22 protein-coding genes are annotated in these 24,415 nt (G+C 39.2%); 11 read left to right on the top strand and 11 right to left on the bottom strand.

Going from position 1 to position 24,415, the window contains the following annotated elements:
- Positions 1 to 6: 6 nt before the first annotated feature.
- The 3 genes from LEP1GSC199_RS14675 to fusA form a co-directional block, all read right to left on the bottom strand.
- A complete protein-coding gene (locus LEP1GSC199_RS14675) occupies positions 7 to 1,236 on the bottom strand; it encodes an amidohydrolase family protein (RefSeq protein ID WP_002986738.1) in 1,230 nt (409 codons plus the stop codon).
- Positions 1,236 to 1,874, bottom strand: a complete 639-nt coding sequence (locus tag LEP1GSC199_RS14670; protein ID WP_002986703.1) for an LIC_10271 family cell wall hydrolase — start codon at positions 1,872 to 1,874, stop codon at positions 1,236 to 1,238. Before LEP1GSC199_RS14670 ends, LEP1GSC199_RS14675 begins: the two co-directional genes overlap by 1 nt.
- Before the next feature lie 102 nt (positions 1,875 to 1,976).
- Positions 1,977 to 4,094, bottom strand: coding sequence for an elongation factor G (gene fusA / locus LEP1GSC199_RS14665; RefSeq protein WP_002986771.1), 2,118 nt, complete (start codon positions 4,092 to 4,094; stop codon positions 1,977 to 1,979).
- Positions 4,095 to 4,220: 126 nt separating this feature from the next.
- Between fusA and LEP1GSC199_RS14660 the strand changes: the two genes are divergently transcribed.
- Genes LEP1GSC199_RS14660 through LEP1GSC199_RS14640 form a run of 5 tightly spaced genes read left to right on the top strand, consistent with a single transcriptional unit; the run spans position 4,221 to position 9,029 of the window.
- Positions 4,221 to 5,747 carry a TrkH family potassium uptake protein gene (locus LEP1GSC199_RS14660; protein ID WP_039926974.1) on the top strand — a complete coding sequence of 509 codons (1,527 nt, stop codon included), beginning with the start codon at positions 4,221 to 4,223 and terminating at the stop codon, positions 5,745 to 5,747.
- A gap of 45 nt (positions 5,748 to 5,792) precedes the next feature.
- A complete protein-coding gene (locus tag LEP1GSC199_RS14655) occupies positions 5,793 to 6,827 on the top strand; it encodes a hypothetical protein (protein ID WP_002986727.1) in 1,035 nt (344 codons plus the stop codon).
- The gene (locus tag LEP1GSC199_RS14650; protein ID WP_002986789.1) at positions 6,824 to 7,723 is read left to right on the top strand and encodes a decaprenyl-phosphate phosphoribosyltransferase; all 900 of its coding nucleotides are present in this window, start codon (positions 6,824 to 6,826) and stop codon (positions 7,721 to 7,723) included. The genes LEP1GSC199_RS14655 and LEP1GSC199_RS14650 overlap by 4 nt, the downstream gene beginning before the upstream one ends.
- Before the next feature lie 5 nt (positions 7,724 to 7,728).
- Complete coding sequence (locus tag LEP1GSC199_RS14645; protein WP_002986728.1) at positions 7,729 to 8,238, top strand: TlpA family protein disulfide reductase; 510 nt, start codon at positions 7,729 to 7,731, stop codon at positions 8,236 to 8,238.
- Between the two features lie 17 nt (positions 8,239 to 8,255).
- The gene (locus tag LEP1GSC199_RS14640; RefSeq protein WP_002986785.1) at positions 8,256 to 9,029 is read left to right on the top strand and encodes a hypothetical protein; all 774 of its coding nucleotides are present in this window, start codon (positions 8,256 to 8,258) and stop codon (positions 9,027 to 9,029) included.
- 11 nt (positions 9,030 to 9,040) lie between these two features.
- Here LEP1GSC199_RS14640 and LEP1GSC199_RS14635 read toward each other — a convergent pair whose 3' ends face one another.
- Positions 9,041 to 9,904, bottom strand: a complete 864-nt coding sequence (locus LEP1GSC199_RS14635) for a hypothetical protein (protein ID WP_002986742.1) — start codon at positions 9,902 to 9,904, stop codon at positions 9,041 to 9,043.
- A gap of 58 nt (positions 9,905 to 9,962) precedes the next feature.
- Between LEP1GSC199_RS14635 and LEP1GSC199_RS14630 the strand changes: the two genes are divergently transcribed.
- From LEP1GSC199_RS14630 to hemH, 5 genes are all read left to right on the top strand, one after another.
- Positions 9,963 to 10,511, top strand: a complete 549-nt coding sequence (locus tag LEP1GSC199_RS14630; protein WP_039926971.1) for a polyhydroxyalkanoate synthesis regulator DNA-binding domain-containing protein — start codon at positions 9,963 to 9,965, stop codon at positions 10,509 to 10,511.
- Between the two features lie 33 nt (positions 10,512 to 10,544).
- Complete coding sequence (locus LEP1GSC199_RS14625; protein WP_002986783.1) at positions 10,545 to 11,444, top strand: HEAT repeat domain-containing protein; 900 nt, start codon at positions 10,545 to 10,547, stop codon at positions 11,442 to 11,444.
- A 66-nt stretch (positions 11,445 to 11,510) separates the two neighbouring features.
- The gene (cysK, locus tag LEP1GSC199_RS14620; protein WP_002972008.1) at positions 11,511 to 12,425 is read left to right on the top strand and encodes a cysteine synthase A; all 915 of its coding nucleotides are present in this window, start codon (positions 11,511 to 11,513) and stop codon (positions 12,423 to 12,425) included.
- 57 nt (positions 12,426 to 12,482) lie between these two features.
- The gene (gene topA / locus LEP1GSC199_RS14615; RefSeq protein ID WP_039926969.1) at positions 12,483 to 14,363 is read left to right on the top strand and encodes a type I DNA topoisomerase; all 1,881 of its coding nucleotides are present in this window, start codon (positions 12,483 to 12,485) and stop codon (positions 14,361 to 14,363) included.
- Positions 14,353 to 15,438 (top strand): ferrochelatase, encoded by a 1,086-nt coding sequence (hemH, locus tag LEP1GSC199_RS14610; protein ID WP_002986794.1) that lies wholly within the window; start codon positions 14,353 to 14,355, stop codon positions 15,436 to 15,438. Before topA ends, hemH begins: the two co-directional genes overlap by 11 nt.
- Here the strand turns inward: hemH and LEP1GSC199_RS14605 are convergent.
- Genes LEP1GSC199_RS14605 through LEP1GSC199_RS14575 form a run of 7 tightly spaced genes read right to left on the bottom strand, consistent with a single transcriptional unit; the run spans position 15,412 to position 23,624 of the window.
- Complete coding sequence (locus LEP1GSC199_RS14605) at positions 15,412 to 16,623, bottom strand: protoporphyrinogen/coproporphyrinogen oxidase (protein ID WP_002986784.1); 1,212 nt, start codon at positions 16,621 to 16,623, stop codon at positions 15,412 to 15,414. The genes hemH and LEP1GSC199_RS14605 overlap by 27 nt on opposite strands.
- Positions 16,620 to 17,960, bottom strand: a complete 1,341-nt coding sequence (hemN, locus tag LEP1GSC199_RS14600) for an oxygen-independent coproporphyrinogen III oxidase (protein ID WP_002986749.1) — start codon at positions 17,958 to 17,960, stop codon at positions 16,620 to 16,622. The genes LEP1GSC199_RS14605 and hemN overlap by 4 nt, the downstream gene beginning before the upstream one ends.
- On the bottom strand, positions 17,957 to 19,000 hold the full coding sequence (locus LEP1GSC199_RS14595) for a uroporphyrinogen decarboxylase family protein (protein ID WP_002986706.1): 1,044 nt from the start codon (positions 18,998 to 19,000) through the stop codon (positions 17,957 to 17,959). Before LEP1GSC199_RS14595 ends, hemN begins: the two co-directional genes overlap by 4 nt.
- A complete protein-coding gene (gene hemL / locus LEP1GSC199_RS14590) occupies positions 18,997 to 20,280 on the bottom strand; it encodes a glutamate-1-semialdehyde 2,1-aminomutase (protein ID WP_002986762.1) in 1,284 nt (427 codons plus the stop codon). Before hemL ends, LEP1GSC199_RS14595 begins: the two co-directional genes overlap by 4 nt.
- The gene (gene hemB, locus LEP1GSC199_RS14585; protein WP_002986775.1) at positions 20,277 to 21,230 is read right to left on the bottom strand and encodes a porphobilinogen synthase; all 954 of its coding nucleotides are present in this window, start codon (positions 21,228 to 21,230) and stop codon (positions 20,277 to 20,279) included. Before hemB ends, hemL begins: the two co-directional genes overlap by 4 nt.
- Positions 21,227 to 22,762: a hydroxymethylbilane synthase gene (gene hemC, locus LEP1GSC199_RS14580; RefSeq protein ID WP_002986754.1), complete on the bottom strand. Its 1,536-nt coding sequence runs from the start codon at positions 22,760 to 22,762 to the stop codon at positions 21,227 to 21,229. Before hemC ends, hemB begins: the two co-directional genes overlap by 4 nt.
- Positions 22,755 to 23,624 (bottom strand): NAD(P)-binding domain-containing protein, encoded by an 870-nt coding sequence (locus LEP1GSC199_RS14575; RefSeq protein WP_002986740.1) that lies wholly within the window; start codon positions 23,622 to 23,624, stop codon positions 22,755 to 22,757. The genes hemC and LEP1GSC199_RS14575 overlap by 8 nt, the downstream gene beginning before the upstream one ends.
- A 106-nt stretch (positions 23,625 to 23,730) precedes the next feature.
- Between LEP1GSC199_RS14575 and msrB the strand changes: the two genes are divergently transcribed.
- Positions 23,731 to 24,114 (top strand): peptide-methionine (R)-S-oxide reductase MsrB, encoded by a 384-nt coding sequence (msrB, locus tag LEP1GSC199_RS14570; protein ID WP_002986795.1) that lies wholly within the window; start codon positions 23,731 to 23,733, stop codon positions 24,112 to 24,114.
- The last annotated feature ends 301 nt before the right edge of the window (positions 24,115 to 24,415 follow it).

The raw sequence follows: 24,415 nt of genomic DNA, 5'->3' as shown, positions 1-24,415 counted from the left end.
TCATTTTCAAAAATTAGGTAAAAAAGCCAAACTCTTTTTATAACCGACACTGTCAGAAACTTGTTTCAAGAGTTTTTTTGGTGAACCAGCAACCAATTTGGTTTTACCATCAATAGAAAATTCTTCTGTTTCTAAACCGAAATGAAGAAAGAGTGACTTGTATTCTATTGACCCATAAATAGGATACCCATCGATCACAACTAAATCAATATGTTTCCAAGAAAGATCCGACACATTGATCTCTGATATTTTTTTATCATCGTTTACCACCAGTAAATCGGCAGAAAGACCTGGCATTAGTGCATCTGGATTTCCTAATCGAAAAGCCTTTCTTGGATTTTCTGTGACCATTTTAAGAAGTGTGGATTCTTCCAATTCTTCACCATACAACCCAAAGTAAATGGACTTCGCTGTTTTTAATTCTTCGAGTAAATGATTAGATCCACTCGGAGAATAATCTGTCCCCAAACATACATTAACTCCCATATCTAAAAAGAGTTTGATATTGGTTGTTTTTCCGAAGATATGAAGGTTGGAAGTAGGGCACCAAACTACAGAAGCACCTTTCTCCAAAATTTTTTCAACCTCTCTTTGTCCAAAGGGCAAACAGTGCACGAGTACAGAATGTCCGCCAAGAGCATCCATTTTTTCAAGCAAACGAAGGGATTGTTTGGAATCGTCATCGACTCCCTCTGCTAGATGAGTTACAAAAGGAAGTCCCGCATGTTCCGCCATCCGGTATTCTAATGCAGGTCCTTCTCCCCAACCCAAACTATAAGTTCCGACCGAGTGTGCGAGTGTATAATCGGAAATTAGTTTTACGGGTAGGATCCCCCGGAATGGATTTTGTATTTGATGAGGGATATGATCAAATACCGTAGTGACTCCAGCAAAAAGATTTTTATAACCACCAAGATAATATAAAATTTCAGGATCCACTTGTTGGCGTTCTGCAAAAACCCCAGAACTTTTATAGAGATTGTCATAGGACAACCAAGATTGGTGTTTTTCCGTTCCTCCTACTTTTGGTAGGTAACTTGCCAGTAGGTGGTCATGGGAATTGATAAAACCAGGATAGAGTTTTTTCCCCTGTAGAGAAATTTTGAATGTCTCGTTACTTGGTGAGAGATTTGGTTCGATGGCAGAAATTTTTTCTCCGTCGATGAGGAGGTCTTTCGTTTCTAATTTCCCATTGCGATACACTGAACCTGATTGGAAGAGGACTGAGTTTGCCATTAAATTCCGGCCTCTAATATTCGTTCGGGATTCAAACTTAGTTTTTGTCTGTTCACTTGAAAATAAAGGCCTTTGTCTTTTGCCAAAATTCCCAACCGGTCTTTTGACTTCACTTGTTGGCCTTCTGTAACTTGGATTCTTTCCAGGTTTCCATAAACGGAATACAGTCCATTTTGATGTTCTAAAATTAGAAAGTTTTCATATCCATCCATATAATCCACATGAACCACCTTGCCAGGAAGACTTGCTCGGACTAGGGAGGAGACACCGCGTTGGAATTGAATTCCTTTGTGGGGGTCATAGGTCAGTTCGGAAAATTTTTTCAAAATCTTTTCTTTCTGCACCAAGGGAAGGGATGGTTTTTCGGTAAGAAGGGAGGCCGGGGAAATGGAAACTTTCTCCTCTCCTTTGGGAATTCGTAGTAATTCCCTTTCGTAAAGATTTTCTTTGGTGGTGCGGCCATTTAACTTGGCTAAGGTTTCGGCTGAGGTCTTAAATTTTTTAGCAATTCCAAACCAGGAATCCCCTTTGGTCACACGGTAAGAGGAAGGAAACTCTGTTTTTGGGTTTTGTTTGGAGGTTATAGGGAGTATGAGAAAGAAACCCAAAAAAATTAGAATGTATAGCAGTCTTAGCATCCGGTATCCCTGGTAAAAGTATCGACACCTGGCTATAAGAGGGCAATAAAAAAGGCGGGAGAACCCGCCTTTTCCAAAGTCGATGGACTGAAGAAGAAGGGTTTATTCTTCTTCGGTTTTGTGGACCTTGTATTTTTTCATAAGTTCGTCCGCTACGTTTCTAGGAACAGGGGCATACTTGGAAAATTCCATAGCAAACTCTGCTTTTCCTTGCGTAGAGGAGCGAAGCACTGTGGAGTATCCGAACATATCCGCAAGAGGAACTTCGGCTTCGATCTTCGCATAACCGTTTTCTTCGGTAGTGTTTAAGATCATACCACGTCTTTGGTTCACTGATGCAAGGATGGCTCCTTGGAATTCAGTAGGACCTTCTACTTCTACTCTCATGATTGGTTCGAGAATGATAGGAGCTGCTTTACTGAATCCTTGGCGGAAACCATAACGAGCACCAATTTGGAAGGCCATATCAGATGAATCCACATCATGGTAAGCACCATCATTGATGACACAACGAACTCCAATGATAGGAAATCCAATCAGTGATCCTCTTTCTAAACAAGAACGGAAACCTTTATCACAAGATCCGATGTATTCGCGAGGAATGGATCCACCTACGATTTTATCTACGAATTCGTAATTTTTTCCTTCTTCTTGTGGGATTGGTTCGATAAAACCAGCCACTCGAGAGAACTGACCTTGACCACCCGTTTGTTTTTTGTGGGTATAATCAAATTCAGCGGACTTAGTGATGGTTTCACGATACGCTACTTGTGGCGCACCAGTAACTAGATCCACACCGTATTCCCGCTTCATACGTTCGATGTATACTTCTAAGTGAAGTTCTCCCATTCCTTTGATGATGGTTTGACCAGACTCTTTATCAATTTCTGTTTGGAAGGTTGGATCTTCTTTCGTGAAACGGTTGAGAGCTTTGGCAAGGTTTGGAAGTTGTTTTGATTCTTTACATTCAATAGTAAGAGAGATCACCGGGTTTGGAACAAACATGGACTCCATAGTCACTTTTGCTTTTCCATCAGTGAAAGTATCTCCGGAAGCACAATCAATACCGAATAGTGCTACGATATCTCCTGCTTCTGCTTTCGCAATATCTTCCATATCGTTTGAGTGCATACGAACGAGACGTCCAATGTTATGGCGTTTATTGTTAGAAGAGTTGTAGATAGTCATACCTTTTTCGAGTCTACCTTGGTAAACACGAACATAAGTTAACTGGCCGTAACGACCGTCTTCTAGTTTGAATGCGAGACAAACTAATGGTTTTTCTGGATCTGATTCTAAACTGAATTCGTTTTCTTCGTTTCCGATTTCTTTTGCTTTGTTATCAACATCATAAGGAGATGCAAGGTAATCCGCAACTCCATCAAGAAGTCTTTGAACTCCTTTGTTTTTGAAGGCAGAACCCATAAATACAGGAACAAATTTTAGAGCAAGAACACCACGTCGAATTGCTTCTTTGACTCGTGCTTCAGAAGGTGTTCCTTCTAACAACTCTTCGGTGAGTTCATCACTGAAAAGTGATACTGCATCAAGAAGAGCTTCGCGTTTTTCGTTCGCTTGGTCTTTTAACTCATCAGGAATATCAGTGATTTTGATGTCTTGACCATTGGGACCTTCGAAGTAATAAGCTTTCATTTCAACAAGGTCCACAATCCCTTTCAGATCATTTTCCAAACCGATAGGAAGTTGTACTGCATGTGCATTTAGGAAAAGTTTTTCACGAAGTTGATCGATCACTCTCCAAGGGTTAGCACCTGTACGGTCTAATTTATTGATAAAGGCAACACGTGGAACATTGTAACGTTTCATCTGGCGGTCAACAGTGATGGACTGGGACTGTACACCCGCGACCCCACAAAGAACCATAATCGCAGAGTCAAGAACACGAAGGGAACGTTCTACTTCGATAGTGAAGTCTACGTGGCCCGGAGTATCAATGATGTTGATGGAGATATCTTTCCAAGTGGCATAAGTTGCCGCTGATTGGATTGTGATCCCTCTTTCTCTTTCGAGATCCATACTGTCCATAGTAGCACCCACACCATCTTTACCACGTACTTCGTGAATGGCATGGATTTTGTTCGTATAAAATAAAATACGTTCGGTAAGAGTTGTCTTTCCAGAGTCAATGTGTGCAGAGATTCCGATGTTACGGATTCTGTCCAATTTAGGGTCGCGTTTTGTTTCTGTCGCAGAGGTCATATTTTCCTCAAAATAATGGTTAAAGTTGAATTGATTCTACCAAAATCTGAAATGGACTGCGTTTGTAAAGTACTTGGGATTTTTGGTCAAAGGGAAAATCCTGGAGAAAGTAGAGATTAGGGGAATATGCCACTAGCGCGCTTCAATCGATTTTTTCGAACATTGTCTTTTGCCCGACTTGTATGTCTGGGATTCTTTGCTGCCATCCTTATCGGATCGATTGCCCTCTATATTTCTGAAGAAGGGGAACTTTCCTATGTGGATAGTTTTTATCTTTCTGCCTCTTCCATCTGTGTGACAGGCCTCTCTCCTGTTCCCATCTCTGGACTCAATCCTGGAACACAGTGGATAATGCTCTTTCTCATCCAACTAGGCGGTCTTGGGACCATTAGTTTTACTGTAATTGTCGGATTTCTCATCACTCAGGGAATTTCTAGAAATGCACGTTTTAATGCCTTTGTTGGGGCGGCCATTGATACCCAGGCGGAAACCGAGTCACTTGCTACAAATGAAGTGAATCGGATGTTACTCTCCATTATTAATATTTCTTTTTCCATTGAAATCTTAGGTGCCATAGGACTTTACCTCCACATGCCGGATGGTGTGGAAGGGGGGAACACACGTTGGTTCTTTTCACTATTCACAGCAATTTCTTCGTTTAATAACGCTGGTTTTTCGATCACAGACGATTTGAGTGCGTTACGTTTGGATCCCTTTTCTTTATACATTGTTTCTGGCCTTGTGATTTTTGGAGGGATTGGATTTCCAGTGATCATTCTTTTGGAGAAGTTTTTACTCACGGTTTTTGTTCGGATTGTCTACCGCATTGAAGTGATGGCAGAGACTCTGATGATGGAGAAGGCACTGAAAACTGGCAATGTTCCTAGGTTTTTGTTACTTCCTGCACAGTTTTCTGCATTTTTAGAAAATCGCATTGAAGACTATAATAAACATTTACGGGGAGAAACCACAAGGATTCAGTCTAAACTTCTTGTTTATGGCTCTTCCGCCTTACTTTTGTTTGGTTTTCTTGGAATTTATTTTTTGGAAAGGTCCAATCCACATACCTTCCACGGAATGGCTTTTGTTGATAAAATCTCGAATGCTTTTTTTATGTCTGTCTGTTCTCGCACTGCTGGGTTTTCTACAATGGATCTTGGTCATTTAAATGATGCCACTGTCATCATTATTACAGTCCTTATGTTTATCGGTGGTGGTCCACAGGGAACTGCCGGTGGTATCAAAATCACCACCTTTGTTTTGTTACTTGCTTATTTGAAAAATGTAATCCAACCCTCAAAACCAGTTATGTTGTTTGGGGAGATTGTATCCAAAAATTCGGTCGCGGTTGCCATTCGCGTTTACTTTCTTGCAACCATTGCCTTAGCTTTTGTATTTATTTTTCTTGGGATTCTGGACCAAAATCAACATTCTTTGCATGTCATCTTTTTCGAACTCATCTCATCGTTTTCGACAGTGGGTTTTAGTTTGAATCTCACTTCCCAGTTGGGAGATATTGAGAAGTTACTCTATGCCGCTGTCATGTATGTGGGCCGGGTGGGAATTTTTACGGTTCTGATTGCTGCCACAGGCCACTCAGGAGTTCCAAAAATGGGAACTGTTGATGATGGTGTGAAAATCCAGGTTGGTTAGAATGGACATAAAAATCAGTTTTAGTATTTTGAGGAAGGTTCAGACTTGGTATTTGTGAAATTACATATTCGAGATCTATTTTTTTCGTTTTGGAAGTCCCCAGTTCTCACTGCAGAGGAGCTAACATTTGAGAAACAAAAAGAGACTCAAAAGAACATTTTGTCCTCATTGGAATCCCGATTAGAATCCCTAGAGATTCTTTTGTCTAACGACAAATTGGAAGATACAAAACTTCTATTTCGTTATTTGGTTTATGATTTGGTTAACTTTCAATTGTTAAGAACCAACCAAAAAGAGATTCCTTTTGGTGGAAATCTCCAAACTTTTGTGATTCCCGAAGCAAATAAAAAAATAAAACTGTTTCGATTTTTAGAGTCTTTGGAGAAACTTCCCGAGCTCAACTGGAAGGAAATAGATGACCTTTTGTCTTCAGCCATAGAAACTTTTGAGTTTTTATCGTTGGAATCAAAAAAAGAATTTAGAACACGTTATGTAACCAATTTAGACCATTTTCGATTTTTGCAAAAATTTCGAATTGGATTGGTTAGCACAATCGTTTTAACCATTATCGCAGGCATCGCTTATTTCCAATACAAATTCCCGGTGATGAAAGACCAGTCCATCAAACTCTATACATTCATCAGTAGAGAAAAACCTGAAACCTCAGAAACTCTAATGGTGACAAAACCTGTTTTGAAAAAAGACATTGGGGATTGGGTCGAATATGAATGGGAACTAACTAAACCCATGTCAACGTTTGGTGGTCTTCGCATTGATCCACTAGAACAAAGAGGAATTCGTTTTGTATTGGATCAACTTTCAATTTTTGATTCCAAGGGAAAAGAAATTTACACTAAAAAGATAGTAGTGAGTCCAAGTTTATTGCCCGAAGACTATCAAGATTTTTTGAAAATTATAGATATCAAAACTGCCGGTAAACAAACACCAGGCGAACTAGTGGAAATGATTACAACGGGATCTGATCCTCAAATCCATTTTGTATTTCCAACACTCAAAGATGCAAAAACTATCAAATTAAAAATGAAATTCATTGAAGCTCATAAAGTGAAGAAAAAATGATCAAACTATATCTTAAGTTAATGCGAGTTCCTCAGTGGGTGAAAAATGTTATCCTGTTTGCCGGATTGATTTTTTCTAAAAAAATCTTTGAACTTCCTTCATTAACAAAAGTTTGTTTGGCTTTCCTTTGTTTTTCTCTCGTTGCTAGTTGCCAATATGTGTTTAATGATTTTTTGGATCAAAAAGAAGACGCAAAACATCCAGAGAAAAAACATAGACCTCTTGCGAGTGGAGAACTGGATTCGGGAATTGCTTTGGCAATCACCGGTGTAATTTTGCCTGTGGCCCTGATTGGTGCGTACAAACTGTCCCCGGTTTTCTTTTACCTTACCATCTTTTATTTGCTTTTTAATATGTTGTATAGCAAGGTTTTGAAACACATTGTAATTTTGGATGTCATGAGTATTTCTATTGGATTTGTATTACGTGCCATTGCGGGTGCCGTTGTCATTGGAGTAGAGTTTTCTCATTGGTTATTACTTTGTACGTTTATGTTGGCACTCTTTTGGGGATTTTCCAAACGCAGAGGTGAGATCAATATCTTAAAAACCGATGCAGGAAAACATAGAAAAATTTTAGAAGAGTATTCTATTGAATTTTTAGATTTGATGATGGGGGTAGTGGCTACTCTAACTCTTGTTAGTTACGTGATGTATACTGTGAGTCCAGAGACTGCAAAAAGTTTGGGAACTCCTTATATGGTGTATACAGTTCCGATTGTTGTTTATGCCATCTTTCGCTCTCTTTACATCATTTATATCAAGAATATGGGTCATAACCCCACAAAAGCCATCCTCACGGATGTAAGTGTCCTTACTTCAGGTTTTATCTGGTTACTCCTCATCTTATTTTTGATGTTTGGGAACATATCCGGCCAACCACCAGTCTTACAATAAAGACTATGAAAATTTGGAAGCAGTTACCGTACGGATGGAAGGTGGTCTCCGCCTTTGTTTTCTTTTTTTCGACCACCCTTTGTTTTGCCTACTTTAAGGGAAGGGACACACGTCCAGGAGTACCTATTGAAATCCTGGCCACAACACCCACGGAAGCAAATTCCTGGAAGGGCCATCCCAAGGTAGTGTATTTTTGGGCCACCTGGTGTACGGTCTGCAAAGCCTATGCTCCCATTCTAGAGGCAAACTTAAGATTATTGCCAAAATCCACTATCTTCCTCTCTGTTCTAGAAGCAGAAGATTCAGAGGAAACAAAAGAGGTTCTGACAAAACTCACCCCTGATGCGAAACATCCCATATATTCTGCCGATTACCGAATTTTGAAGGAATGGCGGATCACCGCTTACCCCACAACGGTTTTTTTGAATGAAGAAGGTAAGGTTGTGTTTTCCGATACAGGAATCTTAAGCCCCATTGGATTTTGGTTACGTTCTTTTCTTTTGCGCTTTTTCTAAACTGTCGATGATATAACATGGATTCTTCCTTCAAACCCAAACCGCTTTTGAATAAGTCGGAACTCCGACAAATCAAACGCAGTAAAACTCGGGTTGAAGGAAAAAAAGTCATCACTGATGACGTAAAAAAACTAAAATCCCTCAAAGTCACACCGGAACTCAGTTTCCAAGAATCCATTGATTACTACAAAGAACCTATCTGGATTGAATACTATATTCCCAAAGAATCCCGGTTTGCTTTCGAAACCAAATATCTTTTTATCCTACTCGTAGATCCAACAATCACAAACGATCCTTGTGACGCAGAAAGAAAACGTGCAGCGGCCAATCGGGAAATTGTCGATGTATTTGCCTATATGGAATCCCATCCAGAAGCCATCAGACTCATTGAAGATTCCTATCATTCCACAATATCAATGCATGAAACAGTCCATCATATCTTTAGAGCCTTTAAGGAAACAGGAGCCACTGAAGATTTAAAAACTGCATGTTATTTGACAGAGGCTCTCCTTAAATATGAACCCACCATTGCAGGGCTTACTTACTTTAGAGATTATGTAATTTATAATCTAAATTTTTTCATTCGTACTTTGAATCGTTTGAAGATTGAATTTGCCTTGGAAGATGCGACTGTATCACTTCTTATCAAACGCAGAAATGAACTTTGGGAATTAGAAAATAGAACCGAGGATGAAGATTTCGATTTACTTGCCGCACTTTTTTTTGAACAGGCTTTTCCTAACCGTGGGGCAGGGGAACTTTCTAGTGATGACATGTTACTCTTTGAGTGAGTTTAGAGTGATCATAAAAACCAATTATAAAGATCTAAAAGATTTTGAATTTGTGGGAATGCCGGAGTTTTCTTTAAAATCGTTGTTTCTGTTAGCTGCATTGCGATAGGAATTTGTTTTTCTTGGAATGTAAAACTGAGTTTGGAAACAGAACGTGAAATTTCCTTCCAGTCACTGAGTTCTTTCGATTCCTCTCTAAGAGGGAAAGAGTGGAGTAACACATCCCAAAAATCAGATTTAGAAACCAGTACTTCTGAGATGGTTCCAATCCCTGTTTTCAAATCCCTATAAAGATGTTCTTTCATAAAGTCTTTGATTCCAATGGATAAAAACTGTTTTTCCCTTTTTAGTTTGGAGAGTTCAGGAATTACGGTCCTTGGATTGATTACATCCCAATCTAAAATAAGAAAATGACAGGGTCCTGTTTGGATTCGTTTGGAAAGGAACTCCAGACTCCCTTCAGTAAATACAGTTTGGCCCATTGATTTTAAAAATACTGACAGGTGTTTGTCTAGGGATTGGTCTTTTGTGTAAATAACCCAAGTCAATTTTGACATAGGTAAGGTTTTACATGGAAATGTATGGATTTCTGAGTATGGTTTTTCCCAAAGTAGTGAAACACCGATGTTTTTATAAATTTCTTTTTCTTCGTTTGTAAAATTACCGCATAAGATTGGTTCAATGCTCCAATCTAATAACTCTTTTATGATCTCTGGTGTTGGTTTGGAAAAAAGACGAATGGAATCGGGATGGTCTTTCCAAGTTTTCTGCGTACATTCTTTTATGACGAATCCTTGCACTTGTAACCATGTTACAATCAGGTTTTTTTCAAGGTCGGGAAGTTGTGTCAAAACAGCACCGAATAGAGAGTCCATTACGATTGTATTTTAGTTGACCCCCTAGGCTTGAAAGTCATTTTAAAAAGCATCTCCGATGAAGCTCCTCAAGCGATACGCAAACCGCAGACTCTATGATCCAGAAACTAGTTCCACCATCACACTAGAAGATGTGGCTAAGATGATCATCGGAGGAGAAGAAATCAAAGTCCAAGACAATATGACCGGAGAAGACATCACTCCAAAAATTTTGGGACAAACCTTTCTCAAAGTCAGTTTGGGACAAAGAAACGAAGATTTTTCAAACTTTATGTTAACCTCACTGATCCGAGAAACGGGAAGGGATGTATCAGGACTTTTTGAACGTTTGATTCTTGGAGGCATCGGTGCCAACTACCTGACCTCAGAACGATTGGAAAAAATTGTAACTTCCATGGTAGAGCTCGGAGAATTGAAGGAAGCGGATTTTAGCCATTACCGTGAAGACCTGCTTCGCAAAATGGCTTCGAGAGCCAGCGAGAAAAAAGAACAAATCCAAAGGGATTTAGAAAAGTTCAGCCAATCCATTTTGGAAGAAGATAAAGCCACTCTGGGTGATCTTTCCGAAAAATTAAAGGAAGTCGCAGAAAAATTGAAGGAAAATTAAAAGAAAACGATCAGAATTTTCGTCCGCTATTAGATGCGTTTTATCACGATTCCAAAGTTTATTTGTATTTCCTTTGTTTTCTTTGTACCGGCAGTCCTTTTTGCTGAAATGAATGAGCGATTTTTCGAGATCCAACGCACTAGATTATCCTCATCTAATATATCTGAAATTCGGGATGCGATCGACCAGCTTACTTTCGTTAAATCAAGTCAAGGAATCCGTGATATCATTTCTGCTATGGAAGGATCTTCCCATTTTCCAACGAGTCCTGGAAATGCCCCAGCCGTTAAGTTTTATGCAGCGCAGGCCTTAGCTAAAAAGGGAGACAAGTTGGCCGTTCCCTATTTAATCAAAACTTACCAAAAAGAATCTGCCAATATCCCAGAATACAATCCACCGAAATCGCGCACTTGGAAAGATGGTGTTGCTGATAGCACTTCTGTATCTAGTCCTTACTTTTATGAAGAAGGAGAAATCCCCATCACTCTAACTTGCGGGGAAATTTTGCGGACTTTGGGTTCCTTACCCCTAACATCTGAATCGGAGTCCACCATCAAATCGGCATTAATGAGCCCCAATTTTTATATCAGAAGTTCTGCTGCCGATGCACTTTACTTTTCTGGAAAAGGACAGGTTCTCAGTAATTTGTCTGAGGCACTCAGTAAAGAGACAGTTCCTTATGCAAAAATTTCGATTCTGTCGGCTGTGGTGGGACTCGAACGATTGCCAAACCAAAATTACAAGGCTGTATTAGAATCACTGACAGATAAAGACCCGCAAGTCCGGGCCAAGGCGTCGGATGCCCTCAGTAGATTGAACTTTCGAATTTCGGCACCTTACTTAGAAAAGGTGATTCAGTCTGAAAACGATCCTAAAGTCTTAAAACAAATGAAATCCGATTACCAATCTATCATTTCTTTTCATACACCTTAAGAATTCTTGATTTTCATTGTGGACAAATCCGCTTTTTCTCCTAAAATGTGACAGAGTGGAGAAATTATGAAAATAAATAGCATTCTAGAAGCCATCGGAAATACACCTCACGTTAGACTGTCACGACTTTTTGGAACAGACCATGAAGTTTATATGAAACTCGAAAGACAAAATCCTGGTGGATCCATTAAGGATCGGATTGCTCTTGCGATGATTGAAGAAGCAGAGAAGTCAGGAAAATTAAAAAAAGATTCTTTTATCGTCGAACCTACATCTGGTAACACGGGTATTGGTCTTGCTATGGTAGCAGCTGTTAAAGGGTATGCCATCACTCTTGTTATGCCAGAACATATGTCTGTAGAAAGAAGAAGAATCATGGCAGCTTATGGTGCAAAGTTTGAACTCACTCCTCGAGAAAAAGGAATGCCAGGTGCCATTGCTAAAGCACAAGAAATTGTTGCTGCCAATCCGAATGCATGGATGCCTCAACAATTCGAAAACGAAGCGAACATTGCCGTCCATAGAGAAAAAACGGCAGAAGAAATCGCAAAAGATTTTCCAGAAGGATTGGATTATATCATCACGGGTGTAGGTACTGGTGGTCACATCACAGGATGTGCAGAAAACCTAAAAAAAAGATTTCCTAAACTCAAAGTATTTGCGGTAGAACCAGAAGGTTCACCAGTTCTTAGCGGTGGTAAACCTGGTCCACACCCACTCCAAGGAATTGGCGCTGGTTTTATTCCTAAAAACTGTAAAACAGAACTTTTAGATGGTATCATCACTGTAGGTAAAGACGAAGCCTTCACTATGGCCGTACTTGCCGCTAAAAAAGAAGGAATCTTTATTGGAACTTCTTCTGGTGCAAGTCTTGCTGCAGTTTCCAAAAAACTAAAAGAAATTCCAGCAGGTTCCAAGGTTCTTACTTTCTGTTATGACACAGGAGAAAGATACCTATCTGTGGAAGGTCTTTTCGTTTAATAGGATTTTAAGATCACCAAACTCCTAATAGTCGAATCACCGACAAAAGCAACAACAATCGCATCCTATTTAGATAAGGACTGGGTTGTTGTTGCGACCAAAGGTCATATCAAAGACCTTCCTCCCAAATCTTATGGGGTGGATTTAAAGAATCAATTTGAACCTGAATATGAATGGCTAAAAGGAAAAAAAACAGTTTTTTCCGCAATCAAAACCAAGGCCAAAGGTTCCTCCATCATTTACATTGCTAGTGACCCTGATCGCGAAGGGGAAATCATCGCCAAACATTGTTATGATGAATTAGTAAAATTAAAAAAACCAATCTTTCGACTTCGTTTGAAGGAAATTTCGAAAGAGGAAGTGAACCGCCAGATCCAACTAAAGTCTGGACTAGATTTAGCAGAAATTGAATCACAAATTGCAAGAAGAGTAGTAGATCGTATTTTTGGTTTCGAAGTATCGCCGGATCTCTGGAAACATTTAAAAATTTCTTCTTTATCTGCGGGCCGAGTTCAATCCACCGTTTTACATTGGATTTGTGAAAGGGAAATCGAAATTCAAAATTTCTCAAAAGAAATATATTACCAATTAAAATTGAAGGGATCTGTATCAACAGAACACGTTGTTTTGGACCACCAAACTAAAGATAGGTTAGATTCTAAATCTATACAAAATCTGCTTTCTGAAATAGAAATCCTACCAGAACCAACCAGGTTAAAAGAAATAACCTTATCTCAAATCAAAAAGAAAAATATCAAAAGAAATCCGCCGCAAGCGTTTTCGACTGCTAGTTTGCAAGAAACGAGTTTTCGTGTTTTAGGTTTTGATTCCAAAAAAACAATGAAATTGGCGCAAATGTTATTTGAAGGCAAACGGATTGGTTCTGGTGAAAGGGTAGGGCTTATCACCTATATGCGAACCGATAGCACCCGTGTTTCCGATTCAAAACGGGAGTTAGGTGAAAAATATTTAAATCAACATTTTCCTGGTTTAGTTTCTGCGGGTAGTTTCACTCCCAAAAAACAAAAAAAATATTCTCAAGATGCCCACGAAGCTGTCATTCCCGCAAATCCCAATTTTAGTCCCGATTCAATCGCCTCTTATTTATCATCTGATGAGAGAAAACTCTATCAGCTCATTTGGGAGCGTTTTTTAATTTCTTTAATGAAGCCAGAGTTAGGTGAAGAAGCTGTATATGAATTTCAGAAAAATAAACATATATTTATTTATAAGAATGAATTCATTACAGATCTTGGGTTTAAAGCTTTCACCAAAGCAGAAAAGAAAAAACCTCAGAAACGATTGGATTGGAAATTGGGAGATCATTTTAATTATGATTCCTATTCTGTAGAGGAAAAACAAACAGAACCTCCCGTTCGTTACACACAAGGAAAACTTGTCCAGAAAATGGAAGATACGGGAGTGGGTAGGCCTTCTACTTATGGAAGTATTATCGAAACTTTAAAAACTCGGAAATACATTGTAGAATATCATAAGTCTATTGGTCCATCGGCCCTTGGTATGAAAGTGAATGAATATCTTTTTCTTAACTTTCACGATATGATTGGTGAGGCTTTTACAAAAGATTTGGAAGAAAAATTAGACCAAGTCACAGATAAAAAAGAATCACGCATTGCTCTCATCCAAAATTTTTATGAAGGACTGATCCGCATTTTAAGAAGTCCTAGAAAAAAAATGGTCCAGACCTACGACTCTCATATAAAAGAAATTGGGAAAGGCGCTAAAGAATCATCTGCTAAAAAGAATACTTCAGACAAAAAAGAATTTTTTGTTTCGCCTCCTCCCAGTCTAAAAGGTCAAAACATATGTCCTGTGTGTAAAGAGGGTGTTGTAAAAACCAAACTAGGGAAAAAAGGAAAAACCATTTATTTTTGTTCCCGTTACCCGCACTGTGACTACATTACCTATGAACCATAAACCAAAAAAAACTCTCATCCTTGTTAATTTAGGTGGGCCAAGAACCACCGAGGAAATTGAAATTTTTTTAACTGATTTGTTTACTGACCCATTTGTTTTTGATTTGCCTCTACCTGAATTTTTACGTCTCCCTCTTGCCCGTTTTATCGCAAAGAAAAGAACTCCCAAGGTAAAAAAAGTCTATGAGTCTATGGGATTTGGTGGTGGTTCACCTTTGGTTTCGGAAACAGAAAAACAAGCCAAAACACTCGAACAGATATTAAATCAAAAAACAGATATCGATTGGAAAGTGAAAGTGGCGATGACCTGTGGTTTTCCTCATATCAGAGATCCAGAATTTGAAAAACCAGGTCCAAATACCATCTATCTACCGTTATACCCTCAGTATTCCAGATCTACAGTGCTTTCCACACTGAATCATTTAGGAAAAAAGTTCAAAGAATGCCCTGTGGGAAGTGGTGGATATGTTCCTAGTTTTGCCTCCGATCCCAAATTTCACCAAATCACTGCTAGGTTTATTTCTGAATTCTTTGGTGGATCTTTAAAGCCAGAAAATTTTTTGCATTTCCCCGAAGGAAAATTTGATGGAGATTGGAAGGATTTGGATTTGGTTTTTTCAGCCCATGGTGTTCCGATGCGGCTCATTCACAAGGGTGATAGGTATATGCAAGAAGTTGAATCTTCTGTAAAAGGTATTACGGAACAACTTCGTTTGATTGGATTTCGTGGACAAACACATATATCTTACCAGAGTAAGGTGGGACCGGCAAAGTGGACAGAGCCAAGTTCTTTACAGATGATCGAGTCGCTTGCCCATGAGAGAAAACAAATCGCAGTTTACCCCATTAGTTTTGTGAGTGATCATTTAGAAACTTTAGAAGAAATAGGAGAGCAGTTTAAGGATCTTGCCCTAGAATCGGGAGCCAAATCTTTTACTCGGATTCCCGCCTTTGGAACTTACCTTCCGTTTCTGGTGTATTTGGCGGAGAGAGTGCTTATTGCAGATACAGCCATCCAACATTGTACTTGTAAAGAAATGGGTGGTGAGTCACTCCCTGCTTGTCGATTCAAATAGAGACCGAAGTCCTATTCCTTTGCGGTAGTTTCCCAAAAATCGAATGTCAATGCCTTCGGCCATCCATTTCGATTCCAGATTATCAAGTTTCTGATTGAATAAAAATAACTTTCTATCGTAAGCAGGAAAAGCCCCCGTCCAGGAAGTTACATACACTGCCTTCGGAGTATCTGTTTTTTTTGTAATTAGTTTTCTATCTTTTTCGAGAATGGATTCCCAAGAAATTGTTTCGTCCGTTTTTGCCAGACTTGGATAAATCCAGGTTTCAGAATGGAGACCATCATTGGTCCTGCCTGGAAAAATATCTGAATTGGACAAAACACCAAGAGCATGGATTCCTTCGTTTTTCCCAAAAAGAATTCCAAAACATGGTTTCTTTGTTAGGTGGTTTTTTCCAAACCTTGTGATTGTAGTGATGGAAAGTAAATTAGGAAATTCATCTCTTTCGATTCGGTTCCCGAGGAGTGGGATTAGATTTTTTAAGGACAAAGAAAGTCTGATTTTCCCTTTCCATTGTAAGGTGTCGTCCAAACTTTCCAATGGGAACTGGGTTTTGATTTGTATTTTTGGTTTTAAATATGTTACCAGATGAGATACTAAATCCTCCATTCCTTTAGGAAAGGAAACAGTTCCGTAAGTTTTTACTTTGTTCTTTTTAACTTCCTTTAGGATCGTACTTTTTCCCGATCCATCCCATTTAGAAAAAATAGATTCTGCTTGGAGCGAGTCGAGTCTTGTTCCATACACTCCACCTATGGCTGGTTCCATGATGTTTTTTGTGACGGAGATTCCAAACATTTGGCCTGCCCAAGTTTCAAAGTTTTGTTCTTCATAAAATTTTAATTTTTTGAAACCAACAGTGTAGAGTAATCTTAATCCAGTAAAAATAGAAATGGGGAGTCTCGAAAGTTTTCTTTTGATCCAAAAATACCGTCTTCTGGAAGCCTTGTTCGGATAAAGTGGAGTAAGTCCAATATCATCTAACATGGATTTCATTGCATCTGTAAGTAAAACTCCGTTGGCCGCAAGTTCTACTAAACCTTCTTCTACAACTTTTGTTCCAATCAATCCACCTAATCGATCGGACCCTTCATATAGGGTTACCGAGTCTCCTCGTTTTGTATGGTGGTAGGCGAGAAATAATCCAGTAATTCCTCCTCCGATGATATGAACCTCTTCCTTCATATTGCTTTTGAAAAAACAGGTTTTGTTGGTTGGCTCAGTTGTAATTTTTCATCGAAAGCCATTGCTACAATTCTTAAAAAAGGTTTTCCAAGCTCAGATACAGTGAGTGTATCTCCTTGCCACTGGACCAGATTGTCCGATTCCATTTCTTGTAAGAAGTTAAATACATGGGACTTCATGTCAGAGGGAACATGAACTTTCCAAGAGGTCATCAAATCTAAAATCAATTGTTTACGAATTTGATCTGACTTTGTGAGTTTGTGTCCCCGGAGAATGGGAATGATTCCGTCTAGTATGGACTTACGGTATTTCATTTCTAATTTTTGGTTTTGGAAAAAAAGATCGGGAGTTTCTGAAATGGAAGAAGAACCAAGTCCCAACATAACATCTGTTTTGGATTCACTATAACCCATAAAATTTCTATGAAGTTTATTTGTATCAAAGGCTTTCCATAGTTTGTCATGGGGAAGGGCAAAATGATCCATTCCAATTTCTCTATAACCTTCTTTTTCCAATAAAGACCTACCAATTTCGTATAAGTCTCGTTTTACGGTCGCTTCAGGAAGATCTTTTTCAGTGAATAATCTTTGGGATGCTTTGATCCATGGTACATGAGCATAGGAATAAAAGGCAATTCGATCTGGTTTTAGTTCTAATGTTCTTTCGATTGTAAATTTCATGGAGTCCACTGTTTGTTTGGGAAGTCCATAAATCAGATCAAAATTGATGGAATCAAATCCCAAGGCCCTTGCTTCTAAGGTAATGTTTTCCGTCAGTTCAAATGGTTGGATGCGGTTGACGAGTCTTTGTACTTCGGGATCAAAATCTTGAACCCCAAGACTAATCCTTCGAAATCCTAGTTTTTGTAAAAGTTTTAGTTGAGAGACTCTTGTTCTTCTTGGGTCCACTTCAATGGAATACTGCGGTTCCTCTGCGGGATTTAGTTTGTTTAGAATGAACTCAATAGTCGACTGGAGGTGATAATCTGATAAGTAAGTCGGGCTTCCTCCACCTAAATGAAGTTCGCTTAATTTTTTTCCACTGAGACTCGTTACTTTCTCTGTATATAATTGTAATTCATTTTTAAGAGCCGCTACATAAGGTTCTTCCACTGTATGGTTTTTTGTGATGGAAGTATTACATCCACAAAAAGTACAAAGTGTTTCACAAAAGGGAATGTGAAGATACAGTGCAAGTTTGGATTCTTTCGGTGTTAGGTGTGTTTCCAGAGATTGAATACATTCTTCTAACGTAGGAGAATCAGTCCAATAGGGAACGGTCGGGTAACTTGTATACCTAGGTGCAGGTGTATCATATTTTTCAAGTAGGTGTTTCATTTGCCAAATACCTTTCTTGTTTCGTCAATGAGTAAGTGGACAGAACTTTCTGGTGTGAATTGTAGAACTCCGTGTCCAAGGCCAGCCACCCATCCTTTTCTTCCTTCCGGATCCATATCTCTCATCGGTAGAAGATATTCTCTTATTTTTTCTTTGAGAATGGATGTTTCCGCAAATAAGAGTTCTTGGTCAAAATTTCCTTGGATAAAACCTTTTCCACCGAAGTCTTTCAGTGTTTGTTGAATCGAAAATCGATGATCCACACCAAATCCTGCTAAATTTGGAATCTCATGGATTTGTCTGACTTGTTCTTCTGTTGAATTTTTAGCGTAATAACCAATTTGTTTTGGATAAAGTTTGGCAAATTCTTTAATTGGTCCTGTCACATAACGTTGGAAGTTGTAAGGGTCTAACATTCCAGCGGCAGTGTCAAAAATCATCACCACTTCAGCACCACCTTGCAATTGTAACTCGATATTCTCTTTTAGAAGAGGGACAAGTAGTGAATAAAATTGATCTACAAAGTTTTGGTTGGTTTTGATAAACGATAAGTTTCCGTCATGTTTTCCAATACTTGCATAAGTCATTAGGGTAAAGGGGCCACCCACAAATCCGATTAGGGAAACGTCTTTGGGTAATACCTCTCTCGTTCGTAAAACGGCTTCTTTTTGAAACTTGAGTCCCTCGATAGCTTCCTCAGGTGATTTCAAACGTAACAAATCTTTTTCTGAAGTAAGAGAAAAGGAAAGTTTTGGACCTGGATCATAGGTCAAACCCATACCCAAAGCCTCTAGAGGAAATAGAAGGTCGGAGAACAAGATACTCACGTCAAAACCAAATTCTCGAACAGGTCCTAGAGCCACTTCTGCTGCGAGTTCTGGTTGTTTACATAACTCCATAAAACTATAAGTTTCTTTTAGTTTACGGTAATGAGAGTGGTAACGCCCCGCTTGGCGCATAAACCAAATGGGAGGAAGGTCTTGCGGAACTAAATTTAAGGCGTTGGCAAATCTTTCGTTTCTAAATTGAGTGGTGATCATTTTACTTCCTGTAATGCCTTTTTGGTTTTATCTAATGTAGCTTCTATAATTTCGTCGCTATGTGCAGTTGATAAAAATCCAACCTCATATCCGCTAGGTGCCAAATACACTCCCTGGTTCAGAAGTTTATGGAAGAATGTAGCAAACCTTGTTTTGTGATCATGGGGAATGTTGGCGATGGTTCGAATGGGATCCTTTGTTTTCCCTTTGAGCCAAAAGAGACTTCCGTAAGTAACGGCTTCCCAATTGGAATCACCGGATTCAGCTAGAAGTTTTAAAATGCCTGTGGTGAGTTTTTTTGTTTGGGATTCCAATTTTGGATAAGGATTTTCGTTCCAAGCTTTGGTTAGAGTTTTTAGGCCAGCCCGCATACCTATAGGATTTGCGGATAGGGTTCCTGCTTGGTAAACCGGGCCACTGGGTGCCACTAAATCCATAAGGTCTTTTTTGCCGGCATAGGCCCCAACGGGAAAACCACCGCCGATGATTTTTCCGTAACACACTAAGTCAGGAACAATTCCTGTAAGACCTGCCATTCCTTGGAAGGAAACTCTAAACCCGGAAATCACTTCGTCAAATAAGAGTAATACGCCATATTTAGTTGTGAGTTCTCTGCATTTTTTTAAAAAATCAATTCTTTGAGGGAGGAGTCCGTAATTTGCAGGAACTGGTTCGATGACAAGGCAAGCAATTTCCTCTCCTTGTGTTTGAAATAATTCCTCTAAAGCCGTTTCATCGTCTAACGGTAGTACAAGGGTATTTTGTATGATTTCTGGACCAATTCCTTTGCTATCACTTGAGCTAAGACCTGCAAGACCAGAACCTGCTTTAACGAGTAGTTGGTCCAAGTGGCCATGGTAACAACCATCAAATTTCAAAATTTTACTTCTACCAGTCGCTCCTCTTGCCACACGAAGAGCACTCATTACTGCTTCTGTTCCTGAGTTGACAAATCGGATTTTTTCGGCCCAAGGAATGCGGCTTGTGATAAACTCGGCAAGCTCTAAGGAATAGGGCTCACAAGCTCCAAAGGACCAGGCCTTTTTTACAGTATCTTCGACTATTTCTTGGATTTCAGGATGTCTATGACCAAAGAGAAGAGGTCCGAAACTTAAACAATAATCGATATAATCTTTTCCTTCGACTGACTTTAAGTAGGCGCCGTTCGCCTCACTAAAGAAAACGGGAGTTCCACCTACCGATGCAAAGGAACGAACAGGGCTATGCACCCCACCAGGAACCACTTGTTTGGAACGAAGAAATAGTTCTTCTGAATTCATGAATACAACCTTTGTGCTATCCTTGCACCATAAGTAATTAAATAGGACGAACCAGCTCTCCGAAAGACATCCCAGGTTTCTTTTAATCCTTCCTCAAAATTCAAAAAACCTTCTTTGGCTAAATACACAAGACTTGCATACTCACCACTCACTTGGTAAGCACCAGTAGGAAGTCCTGTTTTTTCTTTGATGGGACCAATGAGATCAATGGCAGTCATTCCTGGTTTAACCATAAGTAAGTCGGCACCTTCTTCTTTATCACGAATGGAAGTGTGAATGGCAGTATCACGATCTCGCACATCCAGTTGGTATCCGCTTCTATCTCCAAATTGTGGGGAAGAATCTGCGGCGCCACGAAAAGGTCCATAAAAGTTACTTTTGAATTTTGTCGAATAACTCATGATAGGCACCATAGAATGTTCGTTAGCATCTAAAATTTTTCTGTGCGATCCGACACGGCCATCCATCATATCACTCGGCGCAATTCCGTCCGCACCGGCATCTGCGTAAATGAGGGCAAGATCAGACAATCGTTTGAGTGTTAGTTCCAGATCTATCGTTCCTGATTTGTGGAAGTGGCAACAGTGGCCAGTCGTTGTCACTGAGCAAATGCATGTATCAAGCCATAGAAACATGTCCGGGAATTCTTTTTTGATCGCACTGATATTGGTATGGTAGAAGTTTTTTGGAAAACCTGTATCTGATTTGTCTTTCGGAACCATAAACAATAAAAACTGAGAGACACCGGCTTTTAAGTCAGATTCAATTTGTTGGAAAATTGATTTATCTGTATCACGGAAAACTCCAGGTAACCCTTTGATTGGTTCCTTTTCATCGATGCCTTCCGCAAGGAAAAGAGGTTGGATCATCTTGTTTACGTTAAGCGATCCTGTTTCTCCTAAGTTTCTTAAATATTGGTTGGAACGAAGTCGAAGTGTTTGTTTTTTCATGGTTTTATATACCTTTCTACCCAAGAATCAAAAGATAATGATACAAAAACTCGTTTTGTGCTTGCTTCTTCACCTATCGTCTGTTTGATCTTTTTAAATGTGGATCCAGGACCAACAAAGTGAATTACGTTTAACAATTCGGGAAATCTTTTGGTGACGATATCAAACTCAGAACCGCTTCTCCAATACGCTACTTTGATTTTGGAAGTATCAAAGGGCACTGGGATTTCTGGCGCTGATACAAAGTAAGTTGGGATGACTGGATAAATACTATTAATTTTGTCTGAGTCTACATGGGTGAGTTTGATGAAATTTGTTTTTCGCCCCAAAAGCAGGTCGATCATCGGAGGTTCACTTTCGCCCAAACCATCACAAGTTCCATTCACCCAAAATCCCCTTAGCGCTAAGTCTTTCCAAGTAGAGAGACCAGCCGACCAAAGGATTTGGTTTGTTGGATTTACTGATAAATCTAAAGGAAAGGCATAACCCCGGGAAACAAATACATCCACATCTTTGGGAATGGAATAGGTAAGTCGTTCTCTTTGTCTTGCCGCCATCTTAGCGTTTGGTGGCCAAACTTCGCTCCGATCAAACTTTAGATTCGGAGTGTCTGATAATTCTTTGGAAAATAGAATTTTCCCATCTTCCGTTTCCCCTCTAACAAATGTTATCTTTCCGTAACCTCTTGTTAAAACTGAAACTCCAATTTTTTGATGGCAACCACCGCCATACCTGGATAATATTTTTCTTTCTTCATTTGCAGTTAGTTCTGCATTTGCATCAGTGATTTCTCTCAGTAGTGATTCTAGATGTTTGTCTTCTTTTCTAATCTCTGCACAAAGAGCTCCTTGTGCCGGTGCACTCGGAAAAATTGATGATGGCATTACCATAAACAAAGAAAGGTTTATCGTTTCTCTGATAAGTTGTTTCACTTCCCTTAGTTCTGGAATCTGGTTTTCAAAGTCATCAAAACCAAGAATCCGATCTAAAGCAGCTTTTGCGACTAAGATACCACCATTTTCATGATCTAAATACTTCCGCAGTCGAGTTTGGATATTTCCTCGGACCGATTCGATTTTAACTTCAAATGAATTGATGGGAGTAGGGAAATAAGATTTTATGAAATCACGAATGTGATGTTCTCTTCTCGGTGAAGAAGTAAGAATTGTAATGTCTGTTGGCGCAGAGATCCATTTATTTCGTTTGAATAGTAATACGTCCCGAACATCTTCCCGGGGTAAGATTGGTACAAGGATGGTTTCGTTTCGTTCCCTTAGATCCATATCTTTCCAGGAATGGATGACAATATCAATTTTTTTATTGAGTAAGTCTTCTTGTAGATCTTTGGTAAAAATTCCTTGGCCAGCAAATTGCCAAAGTGGAGTCTTTAAATCTTTGTCACCGGCAGATTCACGAAACACTGGTAAAAATTCTTTTGTATTGTTTTTTTCCTGGAGTGCTTTGATTACGGAAAAAATTTGAATACGAGAGAGTAGGGAGGACCTTCCTCCGACTTTGATAAGTTCAGACAAGTAAATCTTCCCATCCATTCATTATGTGTATCTGTTCTTCCTCCCTTTCTCGAGTTAGTTCCGTAAGAAAGATTTGTAAGTCCATTTTCACTGATTGGATTTGTTCGTCGGTTTCTTGCAGATCGTTTAGGATCTTAGATAAGGGAATATAATTTATATATCTGGATTCACTAAAACCAGTTTCACGAAAATCTAAAATCAATGATGAATTTTCAATCATTGACTCCCAATTAAATGGTAAAAAACTAGAGGCAATGACAATGGCTTCGGTACTCGGTTTGTAATCTTCCCAGTGATGAGTCGTGATAGAAAACTCTTTTTGTAATTCAGTCATTCTTGTTTGGTTTCGTCCGATGAGCCGAATTTCTTTATTTTTCGAAACAAGATAAGGAAGAATGGAAGTGGCGAGTTTTCCTGTTCCGAGTAGAGTCACCGACTTATGTTTTTGTAAATAAGAATCAGCAACACTTCCGTAAGTTTGCCTTCCAATTCCAGTTAGGTATTTGGAGCGAATTTGTTTTGTGTGTTCTAAAATTTGGTCCCGTAATCTTAAGAGAGAGAGTGCAAAGTTGGAGTCAGTCACCCTTTCTTCTCGAAAACGATCTCTGAACTGAGCTTGGATTTCTGATTCACCAAATAATTTGGATCGTAAACCGGAAACAACTTCGAGCAGAAAGCGATAGGCTTCAAAACCATGAAAAACTTCGTGACCTTTGTAAAATCGTTCTTCTTCTGTAATCGGAAACAAACGACGATCCCCAAATGCAATAGTTCTTTGGCATGTTTGCCAAACCTCTAGACCAGCGTCGTCTAAAGTTTTGATGGGATCATTTGAGTGTAATAGAATCAGGTTTGACCACATAGTTTTATTCTATCAAATACAAGGTTCCAACTGTCACAAGATTGTCAGTCTCTAAAAAAATAAAATATGATATTGAAACTAAGTCTCAATTAATAAGGATTGGATTATGATGAATGAAGAAAATTGGAAAGAAAAACTCACTCCCTTACAATACCAAGTGACACGTGAAAAAGGCACCGAACGGCCGTTTACTGGTGAATACTATGGACATAAAGAGAAGGGAACTTATCTTTGTGTTTGTTGTGGCGAAGCATTATTTTCTTCCAATGCAAAGTATGATTCTGGTAGTGGTTGGCCGAGTTATTATGAGCCGGTTCGTAAGGAAGTTGTTGCCACTGAATCGGACGGAACACTTGGAATGCAACGTACTGAAATCCATTGTCAAAACTGTGGAGCACATCTCGGTCATGTGTTTCCAGATGGTCCCAAACCAACGGGTTTACGTTATTGTGTGAATTCTGCCTCCTTAAAGTTCCAAAAGGAATCTTAAGGAAGGAGGATCTTCTTATCTGTGATGGTTTTCTGTGTTGGAGGAGACTCGGTTGGTATTGAGAGTGTTGTATCGAAGTATCTTATTCTTTTAACCAGGATACTTCAATACTGTCTTAGTTCAGTGAAAAACAGAATTTTGAGATTCAAAATTAAGCTAAGCAACAAGCCTTATATTAGCCTTTACCGAGTATTCTTTTCTCTTCAATTTTGCTTCAAGTAGTTTTTCTTTTCTTTCTGCTAAAATCTTTTCCTTGCGACCATAAAACACATCCATAGGTGTTACGTAACCGATTGCAGAA

This window comes from Leptospira vanthielii serovar Holland str. Waz Holland = ATCC 700522, from assembly GCF_000332455.1.
Taxonomy (GTDB): Bacteria; Spirochaetota; Leptospiria; order Leptospirales; family Leptospiraceae; genus Leptospira_A; species Leptospira_A vanthielii.
This window is presented reverse-complemented; position numbering and strand designations above follow the sequence as displayed.

Bases quoted from the DNA above. Each gene is read 5' to 3' on its own strand.
- LEP1GSC199_RS14675 (WP_002986738.1), bottom strand. From the start codon at position 1,236: ATGGCAAACTCAGTCCTCTTCCAATCAGGTTCAGTGTATCGCAATGGG.
- LEP1GSC199_RS14670 (WP_002986703.1), bottom strand. From the start codon at position 1,874: ATGCTAAGACTGCTATACATTCTAATTTTTTTGGGTTTCTTTCTCATA.
- fusA (WP_002986771.1), bottom strand. From the start codon at position 4,094: ATGACCTCTGCGACAGAAACAAAACGCGACCCTAAATTGGACAGAATC.
- LEP1GSC199_RS14660 (WP_039926974.1), top strand. From the start codon at position 4,221: ATGCCACTAGCGCGCTTCAATCGATTTTTTCGAACATTGTCTTTTGCC.
- LEP1GSC199_RS14650 (WP_002986789.1), top strand. From the start codon at position 6,824: ATGATCAAACTATATCTTAAGTTAATGCGAGTTCCTCAGTGGGTGAAA.
- LEP1GSC199_RS14645 (WP_002986728.1), top strand. From the start codon at position 7,729: ATGAAAATTTGGAAGCAGTTACCGTACGGATGGAAGGTGGTCTCCGCC.
- LEP1GSC199_RS14640 (WP_002986785.1), top strand. From the start codon at position 8,256: ATGGATTCTTCCTTCAAACCCAAACCGCTTTTGAATAAGTCGGAACTC.
- LEP1GSC199_RS14635 (WP_002986742.1), bottom strand. From the start codon at position 9,904: ATGGACTCTCTATTCGGTGCTGTTTTGACACAACTTCCCGACCTTGAA.
- LEP1GSC199_RS14630 (WP_039926971.1), top strand. From the start codon at position 9,963: ATGAAGCTCCTCAAGCGATACGCAAACCGCAGACTCTATGATCCAGAA.
- LEP1GSC199_RS14625 (WP_002986783.1), top strand. From the start codon at position 10,545: ATGCGTTTTATCACGATTCCAAAGTTTATTTGTATTTCCTTTGTTTTC.
- cysK (WP_002972008.1), top strand. From the start codon at position 11,511: ATGAAAATAAATAGCATTCTAGAAGCCATCGGAAATACACCTCACGTT.
- hemH (WP_002986794.1), top strand. From the start codon at position 14,353: ATGAACCATAAACCAAAAAAAACTCTCATCCTTGTTAATTTAGGTGGG.
- LEP1GSC199_RS14605 (WP_002986784.1), bottom strand. From the start codon at position 16,623: ATGAAGGAAGAGGTTCATATCATCGGAGGAGGAATTACTGGATTATTT.
- hemN (WP_002986749.1), bottom strand. From the start codon at position 17,960: ATGAAACACCTACTTGAAAAATATGATACACCTGCACCTAGGTATACA.
- LEP1GSC199_RS14595 (WP_002986706.1), bottom strand. From the start codon at position 19,000: ATGATCACCACTCAATTTAGAAACGAAAGATTTGCCAACGCCTTAAAT.
- hemL (WP_002986762.1), bottom strand. From the start codon at position 20,280: ATGAATTCAGAAGAACTATTTCTTCGTTCCAAACAAGTGGTTCCTGGT.
- hemB (WP_002986775.1), bottom strand. From the start codon at position 21,230: ATGAAAAAACAAACACTTCGACTTCGTTCCAACCAATATTTAAGAAAC.
- LEP1GSC199_RS14575 (WP_002986740.1), bottom strand. From the start codon at position 23,624: ATGTGGTCAAACCTGATTCTATTACACTCAAATGATCCCATCAAAACT.
- msrB (WP_002986795.1), top strand. From the start codon at position 23,731: ATGATGAATGAAGAAAATTGGAAAGAAAAACTCACTCCCTTACAATAC.